Here is a 15,166-nt window from a genome sequence, read left to right on the forward strand (position 1 = left end):
TTCTCTTTCTGTCTAAAAAACGACGGACGCCGCCTTGGCTACCGCACCCCGGCCACCGAGCGCGCCGCCAGCTCGGCGTTGTGCACCGAGCCCACACCAAAGGCCAACTGCTGCTGGCGGATGGGGGCGGCGTACGCCGGCGCGGCCAGCATGATCTTGTCCACCACCAGCGCCAGGCGCAGCCCGGGGTGCGCCGCCGTGGCGGCCCGCAGCTTGGCCAGGCCTTCGTCCTTGAGCACCAGCACCAGAATGCCACCGCCGTTCTGGTCGGAGGCCGACTGGATGCCCATCAGATCACTGCGGTCGATGATGGCGTCGGTGCGGACATACAGCAGCCCGGAAGGCTTAAGCGGGACGGGCGTCCAGCCGGGATGCGCCTTCGTATCGGCCAGGAAGACGCGCAGGTCGGCGGCCTGCGCAGCCGTGTCGCCCGCCGATGCCACCGGCAACGTCCGGGAAACCGTCCGTCCCGCTGGCGCACCGGGTGCCTGCGCTGCCAGCCCATGCCCCACAGGCCCCTGACAGGCTGCAAGCAGCGCAGCCGTCACGCACGCCGCCGCACAGGCCGCAGGCCTGCGCACACGCGTCCCAATTTTTATCCATGATCTGTGCATTGTGCCGCAGCCCCCTCCTCGTGTGCGTCTTGACGGATTCCGGCCCAGAGTAACGCATCCGCGTGGGCAGAGGCCAGCGGGACGCCCCCGCTTTGCCTGGAAAACCGCCACCAACGACCAAAGTGACTAGACCATTTGGCCTGACGCGCTGCCCCATGAGACCAATAGGCAGCGCGGCGCGCCTTGCGTAGTCTGGAGCCCGATAGATTCTCCGTCCGCAAGGTTCATACCATGTCATCCTCCCACGCTGGAAAAGCCATGTCCGTGCTGCTGGCCAGCACATTCGCCTTCACCATCTGCTTTGCCGTCTGGACGGTATTCTCGGTGCTGGGCATCCCGATCAAGCAGCAACTGCAGCTGAACGAAACCGAGTTCGGCCTGCTGGCCGCCATGCCCGTGCTCTCGGGCGCGCTGGTACGCGTCCCCCTGGGGATCTGGACTGACCGCTACGGCGGGCGGATCGTCTTTCTTCTGACCATGCTCGCGGCAGTCGTGCCGCTGTGGCTGCTGTCCTATGCCACCCACTACTGGCAGTTCCTGATTCTGGCCGTATTCATCGGGCTGGTCGGTGGCACCTTCTCCGTCGGAACCCCCTACGTGGCGCGCTGGTTCAAGCGCGAACGCCAGGGCTTTGCCATGGGGATATTCGGAGCGGGCAATTCCGGCTCGGCCGTCACCATGTTCGTCGCCCCCGCCCTGATCGCCGCAGCGGCGGGCGCCTGGACGATCGTCCCCCAGGTGTACGCCGCGAGCCTGCTCGCCACGGTCGTGCTGTTCTGGCTGTTCACCGCCACCAATCCGGCGCACTTGCAAACCACCGCCAGCACCGACTTTCGTGCCCAGCTGCAGCTGCTGAAAGACCCGCGCGTCTGGCGTTACTGCCAGTACTACTCGGTCGTCTTCGGCGGCTACGTCGCCTTGGCTCTGTGGATGACCCGCTACTACATCGGCGAATACGGCTATTCCATGAGTTCGGCTGCCTTCCTGGCTGCCTGTTTCTCTTTGCCCGGCGGGGTCTTGCGCGCCCTGGGCGGCTGGATTTCCGATCATGTCGGCGCCTACCGTACCACCTGGTGGGTGATGTGGATCATCTGGGTCGCCTTTTTCATCCTCAGCTATCCGAACACCGAGTTCACGATTCAAACGGCACACGGCGCGCAGACATTCCACCTGGCGCTGAGCCCCACCTTGTTCACGCTGCTGATGTTCACCGTCGGGATTGCCATGGCCATCGGCAAGGCCTCTGTGTTCAAGTTCATCTCTGACGACTTTGATGGCAACATCGGCGCCGTCTCCGGGCTGGTCGGCCTGGCCGGCGGCCTTGGCGGATTCATCCTGCCGATCCTGTTCGGCATCTTGCTGGACTACACCGGCATCAATTCCAGCTGCTTCATGCTGATGTACGGCACCGTCTGCGTCTCGCTGATCTGGATGCACTACGGCTTCCCTGGCAAGGATGCCCGCGCCACCCAAAAAGGGCCCAGCACCGCAAGCTCACAGGAGATCCCCCAGGCCGACGCTATACTGGGCTGATTCGCCCCACGCCTTGCGCCCAGCATGCAAGCTCCCCAGCCTTCATACTTCGACACCGCCAGCCCGCGCAACCGCCTATCGACACGCATCATCTGCACAACGGCGGTCGTGCTGCTGCTGGGGCTGGGCATGATCGGCTGGACGCTCTGGCTGTCCTGGCTGCTGGAAGGTGCGGGTGCCGCCATCAACAACGCCGGCAGCCTGCGCATGCGGGCCAATCAGGTGGCAATTGCCCTGCAACAAGAAAAAAACGGCGCCCCGCCATTTGTCGCCGACACCGACACGCTGCTGCAGGCCCAGGCGCAGATGCTCGAACACCTGCGCGCGGAAGAAGCCCGGCACTCGCAACTGCTGCCCAAAAGCCCGGCCATCCAGATGCGGATGACGCAGGTTGCCACCTTGTGGAACACTCAGCTGGCGCCCCGCGCGCGGCGCGTCCAGGCGGGCGCCCCCCTGGCGGTATATCTCGATCATCTGAACGACTTCGTGACCCAGGCCGACCAGTTGGTGCGGGCGATCGAAGCCGACAGCGCCCGCAAGACCAGCCGACTGCGCTTTTCCCAGGCCACGCTCATCGTCATGGCATGCGCCGCCACACTGGCGCTCGTCTGGCTGCTCTACGTCTGGATCATCCATCCTGTCCGACGCCTGCAAGGCGGCTTGCGCGGCATGGCGCAGCGCGACTTCAACCTGCGCCTGCCCGTCGACCGACGCGATGAATTCGGCGTGCTGGCGGTCGGCTTCAACCGCATGGCCGACGAGCTGCAAAGCCTGTATACCGGCCTGGAGGCCCGAGTCGCCGAAAAAACAGCCCAGCTCGCCAACCAGAACGCCACGCTGGCGACACTGTACGACATGGCCGCCTTTCTCAACCGCCCCAACGACATCGAAACGGTCTGCAAGGGCTTTCTCGACCGCATCCTGCAGCGCTTCCAGGCCGATAGCGCCACCCTCCAGCTCAGCGGCCCGCCGGGCAGCCCGGGGACGCACACCACGCTGTCGGTCGGCTGCACGACATCTCACGCCGCCAGTGACCAGGCCCGCTTTCCGGTGCGTTCGCACGAAGAAGACATGGGCAGTTTTGCGCTTTTCTTTGCCGCCCAGCGCCTGCTGGACGACAGCCAGCGCCACCTGCTGGAAACCCTGGGACAGCACCTGGGCATTGCCATCCAGAACCGGCGCCTCAGCAGCCAGGCCCGCCAGCTCGCCATGGAACAGGAACGCTCGCTGGTCGCCCAGGGCCTGCACGACAGCATCGCCCAGGGCCTGAACTTTCTCAAGCTGCAGCTGCAGCTGCTGGATCGCGCGGCTCAGCGGGGCGATCTGGCGGAAATCGACGAAATCATCCCGCTGTTGCGCACCGGGGTGGACGAAAGCTACCAGGACGTGCGCGAACTGCTGAACAATTTCCGCTCGCAGCTGGGGGACGGCGGCCTGCTGGACGCGGCCGAAGAAACCGTCGCCCGTTTTCGTCGGCAAACCGGCATCGAAGTGGCCCTGCGCGCCGATGGCCTGGCGAGCGGCCCGCCCCTGACCCGCGTCCAGCAACTCGAGGCCCTGTTCATTTTGCAAGAAGCGCTATCCAATGTCCGCAAGCATGCCGAAGCCAGCAAGGTCGAGATCCACCTGAGCAACCGTCAAGGCTTCCGGATGAGCATCAGCGACGACGGCATTGGCTGCGACCCGGGGGCGCTGGAAAACACGCGCACCGACGACCCCATCGGCCACGTGGGGCTGCGCATCATGCAGGAACGCGCCCGACGCATGGGCGCCCGTCTGAACATTTCAGCCGCGCCTGGCCAGGGGGTGGCCATCCTGCTGGCGCTGCCCGCCGAACGCCAGGCACCAGCCTGAGACCCCACTTTGACGCCACCGGCATGACCATACGCATCCTGCTCATCGACGACCACAGCCTGTTTCGCACCGGCATCCGCCTGTTGCTGCAGCGCCACCCCGACTTCAGCATCGTGGGCGAGGCCGCCGATGGCGTCGAAGGCATCAAGCTCGCGCGCAAACTGGCCCCCGACCTCATTTTGCTCGATCTGAACATGCCTGGCCTCTCGGGCCTGGCCACCTTGCAGATTCTCACGCAGGAAGCCCCCGACTGCGCCGTGCTGATCCTCACGGTGTCCGAAGACGCCGACGACCTGGGGCAGGCGCTGCAAGCCGGGGCCAACGGCTATCTTCTGAAAAACGTCGACGGCGACGCGCTGGTGGCGGCCATACATCGCATTGCGGCAGGCGACGCCATCGTTGCCGACGAGATGACGCGCAAACTGGTAGAGCAGTTCCGCCAGCGCGGCGGGTCAGAATCCGCCGCCCCCCGCGGATCACGCGACCGGCTCACCCAGCGCGAACGGGAAATCGTCCAGTGCCTGGTGCGCGGAGAAAGCAACAAGCTCATCGCCCGCTCGCTCGATCTGTCTGAGAGCACGGTCAAAATCCACATCCAGAACATCCTGAAAAAACTCAACCTGAACAGCCGGATCCAGGTGGCTGTTTACGCGGTAGAGCACGGTCTGCTCGATGGGAATCCAAGGGGTTGATCCAGATCATTATCCACATTTTTCGTAGGGCTTAAGGTTTGGATTCCCCTCTCAGGAGCATCCTTCATGAGTACTCCGCTCACCCCTCAGGCCACCCATGCTCGCCGTGGCCACTTGCTGACCATCTGGACACCCGAAGACAAGGCCTTCTGGGCTCGCGAAGGCAGCGCCATTGCCAACGTCAACCTCTGGATATCGATCCCCGCCCTGTTTCTGGCCTTTGCCGTCTGGCAAATGTGGAGCGTCGTGGCCGTCAATCTGCCCAATCTCGGTTTCAAATACAACAGCAACCAGCTGTTCTGGCTCGCCGCCCTGCCCGCCCTGTCGGGCGCCACCCTGCGCATTTTCTACTCGTTCATGGTGCCCGTCTTCGGCGGGCGCCGCTGGACGGCCCTGAGCACCGCCAGCCTGCTGCTGCCCACCATCGGCGTGGGCCTGGCCGTACAAAACCCATCGACACCCTACTCCACCATGCTGATCCTGGCCCTGCTGTGCGGCCTGGGAGGCGGCAATTTTTCGTCCTCGATGTCCAACATCAGTTTCTTTTTTCCTAAGGAACGCAAGGGCTCAGCCCTGGGGCTCAATGCCGGCCTGGGCAACCTCGGGGTCTCTTCGGTGCAATTTCTCGCCCCGCTGGTCATCAGTCTGGGCATTCTGGGGCCCTGGGCCGGCAGCCCTCAGCTGGCTCAGCTGACGGGCCAGCACAGCGCTCCCGCACAAATCTGGGCACAAAACGCAGCCTTCATCTGGGTGCCCTTCATCATCATCGTTTCCATGATTGCCTGGGTCGGCATGCACGACATTGCCGACGCCAAGGCTTCGTTTCGTGAACAAGCCGTCATCTTCCGTCGCAAGCACAACTGGATCATGAGCTTTCTGTACCTGGGCACCTTCGGCTCGTACATCGGCTTTTCCGCCGGATTTCCGCTGCTCATCAAATATCTGTACCCGGACATCCGCCCGCTGCAATACGCCTGGCTCGGGCCGCTGGTCGGCGCCCTGGTGCGCCCCGTTGGCGGCTGGCTGTCCGACAAACTGGGGGGCGCGCGCGTCACCTTCTGGACATTTGGCTGGATGATGATCGGCGTGCTTGGCGTCATGGCCTCACTGCCCGGCCCCCAGTCCCCAGGCAGCTTTACCGGCTTTTTGTTGGCCTTCCTGTTCCTGTTCTTCCTCACCGGCATCGGCAATGGTTCTACGTTTGCCATGATCCCGGTCATCTTCACCACGCAAGCCAAGCGCCGCTTGCCAGACCCCGGCCAGGCCGCGCAGGCGGAATCCGAAGGCGCCAAAGAATCCGCGGCCGTACTGGGCTTCAGCGCCGCCATTGGCGCTTACGGCGGCTTCTTCATCCCCAAGAGCTTCGGCACGTCCTTCGACCTGACCGGCACCCCCTACGCGGCCCTGGCTTCATTCATCGCGTTCTATGCCATTTCGGTTGGCATCACCTGGTGGTACTATGCTCGCCGCCGGGCGGAGGTGCCTTGCTGATATGTTGCCCGCGGCAAACAGAACCCCGGTTTATGCGATAATTTGAAGCTTTCCGGCGGCGTTGTCGTTGTCGAACCGCCCGGCGGCCACTGGCACGCAATGCAGTCATGCGCGCCGGTCATGCCGCCAACCGGCATGTCATCACACGGTTTCGGGCCTCTAGCTCATGCCTGGTTAGAGCAGTGGACTCATAATCCATTGGTGCCGAGTTCGACTCTCGGGGGGCCCACCAAAAATGCAAGGGGAATCAATCGATTAGGTGACTGGTTCCCCTTTTTATTTTCCGTTGCGTCGTCAACTGTCAACGAAGTGTCAACGGATTTTGGGCGAGTCCTGTTGTAGTGCGCCCAATACTTCGGAACAGGTCGCCCCATTGTTTGGAATGGTAAATTGCCTCCGTTACCGCAGCGTAGCCAAACGACAGAACCGCAACTATGGGCAAGACGATAATCCCCAGCCCGAACAGGATGACCCCCAAGTCGCCTTCCGCCAGGAAGTCGATCATCCCTTCCCTGTCTACCTCGGTGGCTTTCCACACGCGCTGCAAGATAGTCATGGTCTCCCCTTCTCTCACCCTACTTCGCGCTCGGTAGATAGGATCGGACGCCGACGATCACGGCGTCGAGACCGTGGTCACACGCAACGTGGCCGATTTCAAGCCGACGGGAGTGGCCATCGCCAACCCGTGGGGGCCGTCGCCATGACTTCCCGCAGGTTCAAGATTGCCCGGAAGGCGGTACGCCAGCGGTATGAGGTTTCATACGCCCAAAGCGTCAAGCGGACGCATTCAGATACAGCCAACGCCCGTCTACTCGCACAAATTGGCTGATTTCGTGCAAGCGTGTGGCACGCCCCTGAACACGCACGCGGGCAACGAATTCAACCATGGCATGATCCGCATCTGTCTGGCTATAACGACGTACATTCAGCCCCAGCCAGCGCGTGCCGGGTTCATTGGGTTCCAGCGTATCCGGGCGTGTATCCGGGTGCCAGGTTTGCAACACATAGTCGAGCTCATCCAGCACATAGGCGCTATAGCGCGAGCGCATCAATGTCTGCGCATCGGGCGCCTGCAGATGCAAAACACCGTGATGCCAGCGTCCACAGCACGCGGCATACGCAGCGGGCAAACCGCAGGGACAGGGAATGATGGCGGGGACGCGTTTCATGTCGGGGTAGGCTGGGGAATCCTGACTTCCCCGAGTTTACCAAGCACCCGACAAGGACAAGCGCGCTATTGCACCAGCGGATTGCTGACGGCACCCAGATCGGCCCCCTCGATCTTGGCGCGCCCCGCCAGCACACGCACATACTGCTCAAGCGCGCGCTGCTCGGACGCGTTGCGCAAATCCTGGGCCACGCGCTCGGCCACGGCGTCAAAGGGCGGCAGTTCGCCGGGGATGCGTCGATCGACGGCCACGATGTGAAAGCCATGGCGGCTGCTGATGAGCTCGGGCAGCACGCCCAGATCGGTGCCGCCGAACACCTGGCTGGCAAACTCGGGCATGCAGTCGTCCTTTCGCAGCAGACCCAGTGTGCCGCCCTGGGCACCCGAGGGGCAGTTCGAGCGCTCGCGCGCCCGGGTGGCAAAAAGCGCTGGTTGACTATAGAGTTCGGCAAGCAGCTGCTCGGCCAGGTCACGGATGGCACCCACGGGCACCCCAGGCGTGACCTGCAGCAAGATGTGGCGCGCCTCGACCTGATCGCCGTGGCGATAGCGCCCAGGACGGGCGATGTAATAGCGGCGGCATTCTTCCGGCCTGGGGACGGGCACCTTCACCTGCCGGCGCAACAGCGCCTCGATGGCATCCGACACCAGCGTGTTGTCCTCGCCATCCGCCGCCGACAGCAGTTTTTCTTGCAGCGCTTGCTGACGCAGCAGTTCGTGGATCGCCGCCAGCGTCGGATCGGGCCAGACGCTGGTATCGACGGCAACGCCGTTGACGCAGACAGTCATGATGGAATTCTCCAAAGTAGCGTGAAACAGGCCGACCGCCACGCATGAGGCTCAGCAGCCTGGCCCTGGATGATGGTCAGTGCTGCAGCCGCTTGCGCGTGCGCACCAGCTGATAGGGCCGCGCCAGATAGGCAAGGCTGCCCACGCCGCTCCAGACGTGCACCATGCGCGTAAAGGGCGACACCAGGAAAATCGTGAACCCCAGCAAAATGTGTACCTGGTACACCCAGGGAGTGCCCTGCAGCAGGGCGGCAACGTTGCCCTGAAAATACACGATCCCCTGCACATAGGCGCACAGGCGCTCGAACATGGCGCCATCCAGATGCTGCGCCGAGAGCGGCACGGTGGCCAGGCCCAGCAGCAGTTGCAACAGCAGCATCAGCACGATGGTGATATCCCAGCCGCGGCTGTTGCGCCGCACGCGCGCGTCGCCCAGGCGGCGCATGATCAGCAGCACGATGCCAACCAGGGCCAAGGCACCCGCAAGCCCGCCTACCACCATGGCCAGCCACTGGTGCTGCGCCGGGCTGAGCAGCCAGTCGATGGCCCAGCCGGGGGTAAGGAAACCGGCGAAATGCCCCAGTACGACGGTCAGGATGCCGACGTGAAACAGGTTCGAGCCCCAGCGCAGCGTGCCCGTGCGCAAAGTCTGCGAGGAATCGCTTTTCCACGAGTAAGGTTCGCGGTCATAGCGCACCAGGCTGCCCAGTAGCAGCACGGCCAGACAGATATAGGGATAGATCGCGAACAGCAGGAAGTTCAGGGTATCTGGCAGTCTCATTCAAGCGTCTCCTGAAGCAATGACTTCATGCGAATTTTCAAAGGCCGGACGCTCTTCCCACTCGCGGTCGATGTCTTCGCGCGGCACGACCGTGGGGCCGTCCTCGAACGGCGCCTGCCCCGCCAACTGCAGCAGCGCGGCAATGATCGCGGCATAGGCGCTTTGCCGATGCCGCAGCGCGGCCCCCAGGCGCCGCAGCACGTGGGCGCATTCTCCCAGCAGCGCGACCGTCTCGTCGGGCTCGCTGCAACTGAGGTATTCCAGCATCAGCGGCAGGTAGTCCGGCAGCTGGTAGTCGGCCTGCGCCAGGCCGACACCCGCATAGCGCTCGCGCAACGCCAGCATGGCCTCGCCCCGCGCGCGGCTGTCGCCATAGACGTGCTCGAAGAGGTTCAAAGACGTCGAGCGGCCATGGTCGAAGAGATCGACATAGCGCATCTGGCTGTCCAGCAGCTCGTCTTGCGCCAGCGCATCGAGCAGCGGCATCAGCGCCTGGCGCTCGGCCTCGTGCAGCGCAGGGCTGGCCCGCAGTGCGGCGTCGATTTCAGGCAGTGCGGCTTGCAGGTCTGCGTCGGGATACACCAGCAGCGCCGACAGGGCGCGCAAGAGCGCGGTGTGCTCAGTGAGCATGATGTTTCTCCTGTTCGGCCTGCAGTGATTCCAGCCGCGGCAGCACCCTGGGGCGCACGCCGGGTTTGGCCCCCGCCGCGCCGGGCGGCTGCATCGCGCGCCGCCCCATCTTCCCACCGAACAGCCCTTCTTTGGCATCGATGCCGTCGCAGCCATTGCCAAAGGTAAAGCCGCAGCCACCGCGCAGCTGATAGGCCTTCTCGGCCTCTTCGCGGTGGGCAGTGGGGATGACGAAACGGTCTTCGTAGTTGGCGATCGCCAGGTAGCGGTGCATGTCCGCCGCCATGGTCGGCGTCATGCCTTCACGCTGCAGCAGTTCGGCATCCTGGGGTTCGCCCAGCTTGGCCGCACGGAACCAGGCGCGCATGGCCAGCATGCGCCGCAAGGCCGCCACGACGGGGGTCTCGTTGCCGCCCGCCAGCAGATTGGCCAGGTAGCGCACGGGAATGCGCAGCGATTCGACGTCGGGCAGCCCGTCGCGCGCCTGGACGTTGCCCGAATTGGCGTGCGACTGGATGGGCGACAGGGGTGGCACGTACCACACCATGGGCAGGGTGCGGTATTCCGGGTGCAGGGGGAAGGCGATTTTCCATTCCACCGCCATCTTGTACGCGGGCGAGTTTTGCGCGGCATCCAGCCAGTTTTCGGCAATGCCATCGGCGCGCGCCTGCGCGCGCACCTGCTCGTCGTAAGGGTCGAGGAAAATGTCCAGCTGCGCCTGATAGAGGTCTTGGGGGTTTTCGGTGGCGGCGGCCTCTTGGATGCGGTCGGCGTCGTACAGCAGCACCCCCAGGTAGCGGATGCGGCCCACGCAGGTCTCGGAACAGACCGTGGGCATGCCCGCCTCGATGCGCGGGTAGCAGAAGGTGCACTTCTCGGCCTTGCCGCTGGCCCAGTTGTAGTAGATTTTCTTGTAGGGGCAGCCGCTGATGCACATGCGCCAGCCGCGGCATTTGTCCTGGTCGATCAGCACGATGCCGTCTTCTTCGCGCTTGTAGATCGAGCCGGACGGACAGGACGCGACGCAGGTGGGGTTGAGGCAGTGCTCGCACAGGCGCGGCAGATACATCATGAAGGTGTTTTCAAACTGACCGTAGATGTCTTTCTGGACAGCTTCAAAGTTGTAGTCCGCCTTGCGCTTTTCAAATTCGCCCCCCAGGATTTCCTCCCAGTTGGGACCCCATTTGATCTTTTGCATCGGCTTGCCGGAAATCAGCGACAGGGGCCGCGCCACGGGCGCCGCCGGGCCTTCGGGCGCAGTCTGCAGGTTTTCGTAGTCGAAGGTGAACGGCTCGTAGTAGTCGTCGATCTCGGGCAAGACCGGGTTGGCAAAGATTTTGGCCAGCAGGCGAAAGCGTCCGCCCTGTTTGGGCACCAGCTTGCCGTTGGGGCGGCGTTCCCAGCCGCCTTGCCAGCGGTTCTGGTTTTCCCAGTCTTTGGGATAGCCGATGCCAGGCTTGGTTTCGACGTTGTTGAACCAGGCGTATTCCATGCCCTTGCGCGACGTCCAGACGTTTTTGCAGGTGACCGAGCACGTATGGCATCCGATGCACTTGTCCAGATTGAGCACCATTGCGACTTGTGCGCGTATTTTCATGACGATTCTCCTACCACAGCCGACTTGTCTTGCGCATCATGGGTCGCAGGCTCGGCCGGGGTTCCATCGAGCCAGTCGATTTTCTTCATTTTGCGAATGATCACGAACTCATCGCGGTTGGAACCAACCGTGCCGTAATAGTTGAACCCCCAGGACAGCTGCGCATAGCCACCCACCATGTGCGTGGGCTTGAGCACGATGCGCGTGACCGAATTGTGGATGCCGCCGCGTAGCTGGGTGATTTCCGAACCCGGCACGTTGACGATTTTTTCCTGGGCGTGATACATCAGGCACATGCCTTCTTTCACCCGCTGGCTGACCACGGCTCGTGCGGTCAGGGCGCCGTTGGCGTTGTAGGCCTCGATCCAGTCGTTGTCGGCAATGCCCGCCTTGCGCGCATCGGCCTCGGAAATCCAGACGATGGGCCCGCCGCGCGACAAGGTGAGCATCAGCAGATTATCGGAATACGTGCTGTGGATGCCCCATTTCTGGTGCGGCGTGATGAAGTTGAGCACGATCTCGGGCTGGTCGTTACGCAGGTGTTTTTGCACCGGCGCAATCGTGCGGGTATCAATGGGGGGACGGTAGAGCGCGAACCCCTCGCCGAAATCACGCAACCAGGCGTGATCCTGATAGAACTGCTGGCGCCCGGAGAGCGTACGCCAGGGGATGAGTTCGTTGACGTTGGTCCACCCGGCGCTGTAGCTGACGTGCTCGCTTTCGATGCCCGACCAGGTGGGCGAAGAGATGATCTTGCGCGGCTGCGCCTGAATGTCGCGGAAGCGGATTTTCTCTTCGGCACGCGGCGCCGCCAGGTGCGTGTGATCCCGCCCGGTGACGTCCGACAGGGCCTGCCAGGCTTTGACGGCGACCTCGCCGTTGGTCTCGGGCGCAAGGTAAAGCACCGTTTCGGCGGCGTCGATGTCGCTGTTGATGCGCGGTCGGCCATCGGCCGGGCCGCCCTGCACGCGGCGATTGAGCGCCCCCAGGCCCTCGACCTCGTGCTGGGTGTTCCACTGGATGCCCTTGCCACCGTTGCCCAATGTATCCATCAGCGGCCCCAGCGCGGTGTAGCGCGCCAAGGTGGCTGGATAGTCGCGCTCGACCAGCGTGATGTTGGGCGCGGTCACCCCGGGGACAAGTTCGCATTCACCCTTTTTCCAGTCGGCCACCTGCTTGGGCTGGGCCAGCTCACCGGCGGTATCGTGCAGGATGGGGCTGAGCACGACGTCTTGTTCGACCCCCAGCTTGCCGGGACACTGGCGGGAGAATTCAGCGGCCAGTGCCTTGAAGATTTCCCAGTCGCTGCGCGACTCGTACACCGGATCGACCGCCGCCGACAGCGGGTGGATGAAGGGATGCATGTCGGAGGTGTTGAGGTCGTTTTTCTCGTACCAGGAAGCCGTGGGCAGCACGACGTCGGAATACAGGCACGAGGTGGACATGCGAAAGTCGAGCGTCACCACCAGATCGAGTTTGCCCTCGGGGGCCTGCTCGTGCCAGACGACCTCTTCGGGGCGCGCGTCGGCCTGGCTCTCGGAGATTTCTTCGCCTTGCACACCATGAGCCGTGCCCAGGAAGTGACGCAAGAAGTATTCGTGCCCCTTGCCCGAAGAACCGAACAGATTGGAGCGCCAGATGAACAGGCAACGCGGAAAGTTGACCGGATTGTCCGGGTCTTCGCAGGCCATGGCCAGCTGCCCGGACTGCAACGCCTGGGCGACATAATCGCGCACCGGCATGTTTCGTGCCTGGGCCTCACGCGCCACTTCAAGCGGATTGCGGTTGAGCTGCGGCGCCGACGGCGTCCAGCCCATGCGTTCGGCGCGCACATTGCAATCGAGCAGCGTGCGACCATAGCGCGCTTTGTCGGCCAGCGGCGACAACAGGTCGCCCACCCGCAACGTTTCGTAGCGCCATTGGTCGGAGTGCGCGTAGAAGAAGGACGTGCCCGCCATCTGGCGCGGCGGGCGCACCCAGTCGAGCGCGAAGGCCAACGCCGTCCAACCCGTTTGCGGGCGCAGCTTTTCCTGCCCCACGTAATGTGCCCAGCCGCCGCCCGAGACGCCGACCGTGCCGCACAGCATCAGGAAATTGATGATGCTGCGGTAGTTCATGTCCTGGTGATACCAGTGATTCATGCCGGCGCCGATGATCACCATGGAACGACCCCGGGTTTTTTCAGCATTGTCGGCAAAGCCGCGCGCCACGGCGATGACTTCGGCGGCAGGCACCCCCGTGATCTGTTCTTGCCAGGCGGGCGTATAGGCGATGTCGTCTTCGTAGCTGGCGGCACAGGTGCCGCCCAACCCTCGATCCAGCCCATAATGCGCACACAGCAGGTCGAAGGCCGTGGCCACCCGGACTTCGCCGTCAACCGTGCTCACCCGGCGGGTAGGCACATGACGCAACAGCACATCGCCCTGCTGCGCGTTCGCGGTGAAATTGGGATGCGCCGTGCCGCCAAAGTAGGCAAAGGCAACCGGCGTTGAGTCGTCGCGCTGTTCGAGCTGGGTCAGTTGCAGTGACAAGTCGCTGCCATCAGCCGCCTTGGTTTCGAGGTTCCACTTGCCGTGGTCGGGGCCTTCTTTGTCGGCCCAGCGAAAGCCCATCGACCCCTGCGGCACGACGGGTTTGCCCTGTGCATCAAAGGCGACGGTCTTCCAGTCGGCCTTTTCGGGGCTGCCCAGGCAGCCGTCGAAATCGCTGGCTCGCAGGTAGCGGTCGGCCACCCAGGCATCACCTTCCTGGCGCAAGGTAACCAACAACGGTAGATCGGTATAGCGCTTGCAGTAGTCCTGGAAATATTCGGCCTGGCGGTCGAGGAAAAATTCTTTCAGGATCACGTGCCCCATGGCCATGGCCATGGCGGCATCCGTACCCTGCTTGGGATGCAGCCAGCGATCGGACAGCTTGGCGACCTCGGCATAATCGGGCGTGACCGCCACCACCTGCGTGCCGTTGTAGCGCGCCTCGACGAAAAAGTGCGCATCAGGCGTGCGCGTCTGGGGCACGTTCGAGCCCCAGGCGATCAGGTAGCCCGAGTTGTACCAGTCGGCCGATTCGGACACGTCGGTCTGTTCGCCCCAGGTCTGCGGGCTGGACGGCGGCAGGTCGCAGTACCAGTCGTAGAACGACAGCAGGGTGCCGCCGATCAGGCTGAGATAGCGAGCCCCCGAGGCGTAGGACACCATGGACATGGCCGGGATCGGGGAAAAGCCGACCACCCGGTCGGGGCCATGGCGACGCACGGTATCGACGTTGGCCGCGGCCACGAGCTCGAGCGCCTCTTGCCAGCTGACCCGCACGAACCCGCCGCGGCCCCGCTGGGTCTTGTAGTCTTTTTTACCCGGATCTTTGGCCAGGGCCTCCCAGGCCTCGACGGGGCCCAGCGTCTTGCGCAGCTCGCGCCAGTGCCGGATCAGGCGCGCACGCACCATGGGGTATTTCAGGCGGTTGGCGCTGTACAGATACCACGAATACGACGCGCCCCGGGCACAGCCGCGTGGCTCGTGGTTGGGCATGTCGGGACGGGTGCGCGGATAATCGGTCTGCTGGGCTTCCCAGGTGACGATGCCCTGCTTGACGTGAATCTTCCAGCTGCAAGAGCCGGTGCAATTGACGCCGTGAGTCGAGCGTACGATTTTGTCGTGCGACCACCGGTTGCGATAGCCGTCTTCCCACTGACGGGATTCTTGGCGGACTTCGCCCCAATCGTCTGAAAAGCCTTCGCGCGGTCGGGTGAAATAACGCAGTCGTTCGAGAAAATGGCCCATGGAGAATATCCAGTCATTCAATGATCTGAAAAATTCTATAGAGCCGCCTTATGCATCACATTGACCTATATCAACCACGAGGGAATCAAGATTAACAGGAATGTCAGCCAGGTTTCATGAAAATGTCAGTTATGTTTCATGGGCTTATCAGTAAATCCTGATTGACGTGAATCAAAGACAGCCCACTTGAATTTGAAAATCGACACGCCCTTTCATCAAATATTTTTATAATGATCCACTC

The 15,166-nt window shown here is 63.2% G+C and carries 11 protein-coding genes, 1 tRNA gene and 1 pseudogene; 5 read left to right on the top strand and 8 right to left on the bottom strand.

Annotated elements, in window-relative coordinates; genetic code table 11:
* Window positions 1-38: 38 nt before the first annotated feature.
* Window positions 39-443: a hypothetical protein gene (locus CCA01S_RS06555; protein ID WP_103035333.1), complete on the bottom strand. Its 405-nt coding sequence runs from the start codon at window positions 441-443 to the stop codon at window positions 39-41.
* Window positions 444-845: 402 nt separating this feature from the next.
* Here CCA01S_RS06555 and CCA01S_RS06560 point away from each other — a divergent pair, with 402 nt between their 5' ends.
* From CCA01S_RS06560 to CCA01S_RS06580, 5 genes are all read left to right on the top strand, one after another.
* On the top strand, window positions 846-2,147 hold the full coding sequence (locus tag CCA01S_RS06560) for an MFS transporter (RefSeq protein WP_066455794.1): 1,302 nt from the start codon (window positions 846-848) through the stop codon (window positions 2,145-2,147).
* A gap of 24 nt (window positions 2,148-2,171) precedes the next feature.
* Complete coding sequence (locus CCA01S_RS06565) at window positions 2,172-4,001, top strand: histidine kinase (protein WP_066455796.1); 1,830 nt, start codon at window positions 2,172-2,174, stop codon at window positions 3,999-4,001.
* A 23-nt stretch (window positions 4,002-4,024) separates the two neighbouring features.
* Complete coding sequence (locus CCA01S_RS06570; RefSeq protein ID WP_066455798.1) at window positions 4,025-4,693, top strand: response regulator; 669 nt, start codon at window positions 4,025-4,027, stop codon at window positions 4,691-4,693.
* A gap of 66 nt (window positions 4,694-4,759) precedes the next feature.
* On the top strand, window positions 4,760-6,184 hold the full coding sequence (locus CCA01S_RS06575) for a NarK family nitrate/nitrite MFS transporter (protein ID WP_066455800.1): 1,425 nt from the start codon (window positions 4,760-4,762) through the stop codon (window positions 6,182-6,184).
* Between the two features lie 153 nt (window positions 6,185-6,337).
* Window positions 6,338-6,416: transfer RNA gene (locus CCA01S_RS06580), tRNA-Ile, on the top strand.
* Window positions 6,417-6,485: 69 nt separating this feature from the next.
* Here CCA01S_RS06580 and CCA01S_RS06585 read toward each other — a convergent pair.
* The 7 genes and pseudogenes from CCA01S_RS06585 to CCA01S_RS06615 all read right to left on the bottom strand — a co-directional run bounded on the left by CCA01S_RS06585 (window position 6,486) and on the right by CCA01S_RS06615 (window position 14,925).
* Window positions 6,486-6,740: a hypothetical protein gene (locus CCA01S_RS06585; RefSeq protein ID WP_066455805.1), complete on the bottom strand. Its 255-nt coding sequence runs from the start codon at window positions 6,738-6,740 to the stop codon at window positions 6,486-6,488.
* A gap of 217 nt (window positions 6,741-6,957) precedes the next feature.
* Window positions 6,958-7,353 carry a YchJ family protein gene (locus CCA01S_RS06590; protein ID WP_066455807.1) on the bottom strand — a complete coding sequence of 132 codons (396 nt, stop codon included), beginning with the start codon at window positions 7,351-7,353 and terminating at the stop codon, window positions 6,958-6,960.
* Window positions 7,354-7,418: 65 nt separating this feature from the next.
* Window positions 7,419-8,141, bottom strand: coding sequence for a peptidylprolyl isomerase (locus CCA01S_RS06595; RefSeq protein WP_066455926.1), 723 nt, complete (start codon window positions 8,139-8,141; stop codon window positions 7,419-7,421).
* A 76-nt stretch (window positions 8,142-8,217) separates the two neighbouring features.
* Complete coding sequence (narI, locus tag CCA01S_RS06600) at window positions 8,218-8,916, bottom strand: respiratory nitrate reductase subunit gamma (protein WP_103035352.1); 699 nt, start codon at window positions 8,914-8,916, stop codon at window positions 8,218-8,220.
* A 6-nt stretch (window positions 8,917-8,922) separates the two neighbouring features.
* A complete protein-coding gene (narJ, locus tag CCA01S_RS06605) occupies window positions 8,923-9,552 on the bottom strand; it encodes a nitrate reductase molybdenum cofactor assembly chaperone (RefSeq protein WP_066455811.1) in 630 nt (209 codons plus the stop codon).
* 109 nt (window positions 9,553-9,661) lie between these two features.
* A pseudogene (gene narH, locus CCA01S_RS06610) lies at window positions 9,662-11,149 on the bottom strand (nitrate reductase subunit beta); the annotation flags it as partial.
* Window positions 11,146-14,925 (bottom strand): nitrate reductase subunit alpha, encoded by a 3,780-nt coding sequence (locus CCA01S_RS06615; protein ID WP_066455814.1) that lies wholly within the window; start codon window positions 14,923-14,925, stop codon window positions 11,146-11,148. The pseudogene narH and the gene CCA01S_RS06615, both read right to left, overlap by 4 nt.
* Window positions 14,926-15,166 lie beyond the last annotated feature (241 nt).

Source organism: Castellaniella caeni NBRC 101664, assembly GCF_001592225.1.
GTDB classification, from domain to species: domain Bacteria; phylum Pseudomonadota; class Gammaproteobacteria; order Burkholderiales; family Burkholderiaceae_B; genus Castellaniella; species Castellaniella caeni.

What these genes read in the sequence shown, in the direction of transcription:
- CCA01S_RS06560 (WP_066455794.1), top strand. Translation starts at nt 846, where the DNA reads ATGTCATCCTCCCACGCTGGAAAAGCCATGTCCGTGCTGCTGGCCAGC.
- CCA01S_RS06565 (WP_066455796.1), top strand. Translation starts at nt 2,172, where the DNA reads ATGCAAGCTCCCCAGCCTTCATACTTCGACACCGCCAGCCCGCGCAAC.
- CCA01S_RS06570 (WP_066455798.1), top strand. Translation starts at nt 4,025, where the DNA reads ATGACCATACGCATCCTGCTCATCGACGACCACAGCCTGTTTCGCACC.
- CCA01S_RS06575 (WP_066455800.1), top strand. Translation starts at nt 4,760, where the DNA reads ATGAGTACTCCGCTCACCCCTCAGGCCACCCATGCTCGCCGTGGCCAC.
- CCA01S_RS06585 (WP_066455805.1), bottom strand. Translation starts at nt 6,740, where the DNA reads ATGACTATCTTGCAGCGCGTGTGGAAAGCCACCGAGGTAGACAGGGAA.
- CCA01S_RS06590 (WP_066455807.1), bottom strand. Translation starts at nt 7,353, where the DNA reads ATGAAACGCGTCCCCGCCATCATTCCCTGTCCCTGCGGTTTGCCCGCT.
- CCA01S_RS06595 (WP_066455926.1), bottom strand. Translation starts at nt 8,141, where the DNA reads ATGACTGTCTGCGTCAACGGCGTTGCCGTCGATACCAGCGTCTGGCCC.
- narJ (WP_066455811.1), bottom strand. Translation starts at nt 9,552, where the DNA reads ATGCTCACTGAGCACACCGCGCTCTTGCGCGCCCTGTCGGCGCTGCTG.
- CCA01S_RS06615 (WP_066455814.1), bottom strand. Translation starts at nt 14,925, where the DNA reads ATGGGCCATTTTCTCGAACGACTGCGTTATTTCACCCGACCGCGCGAA.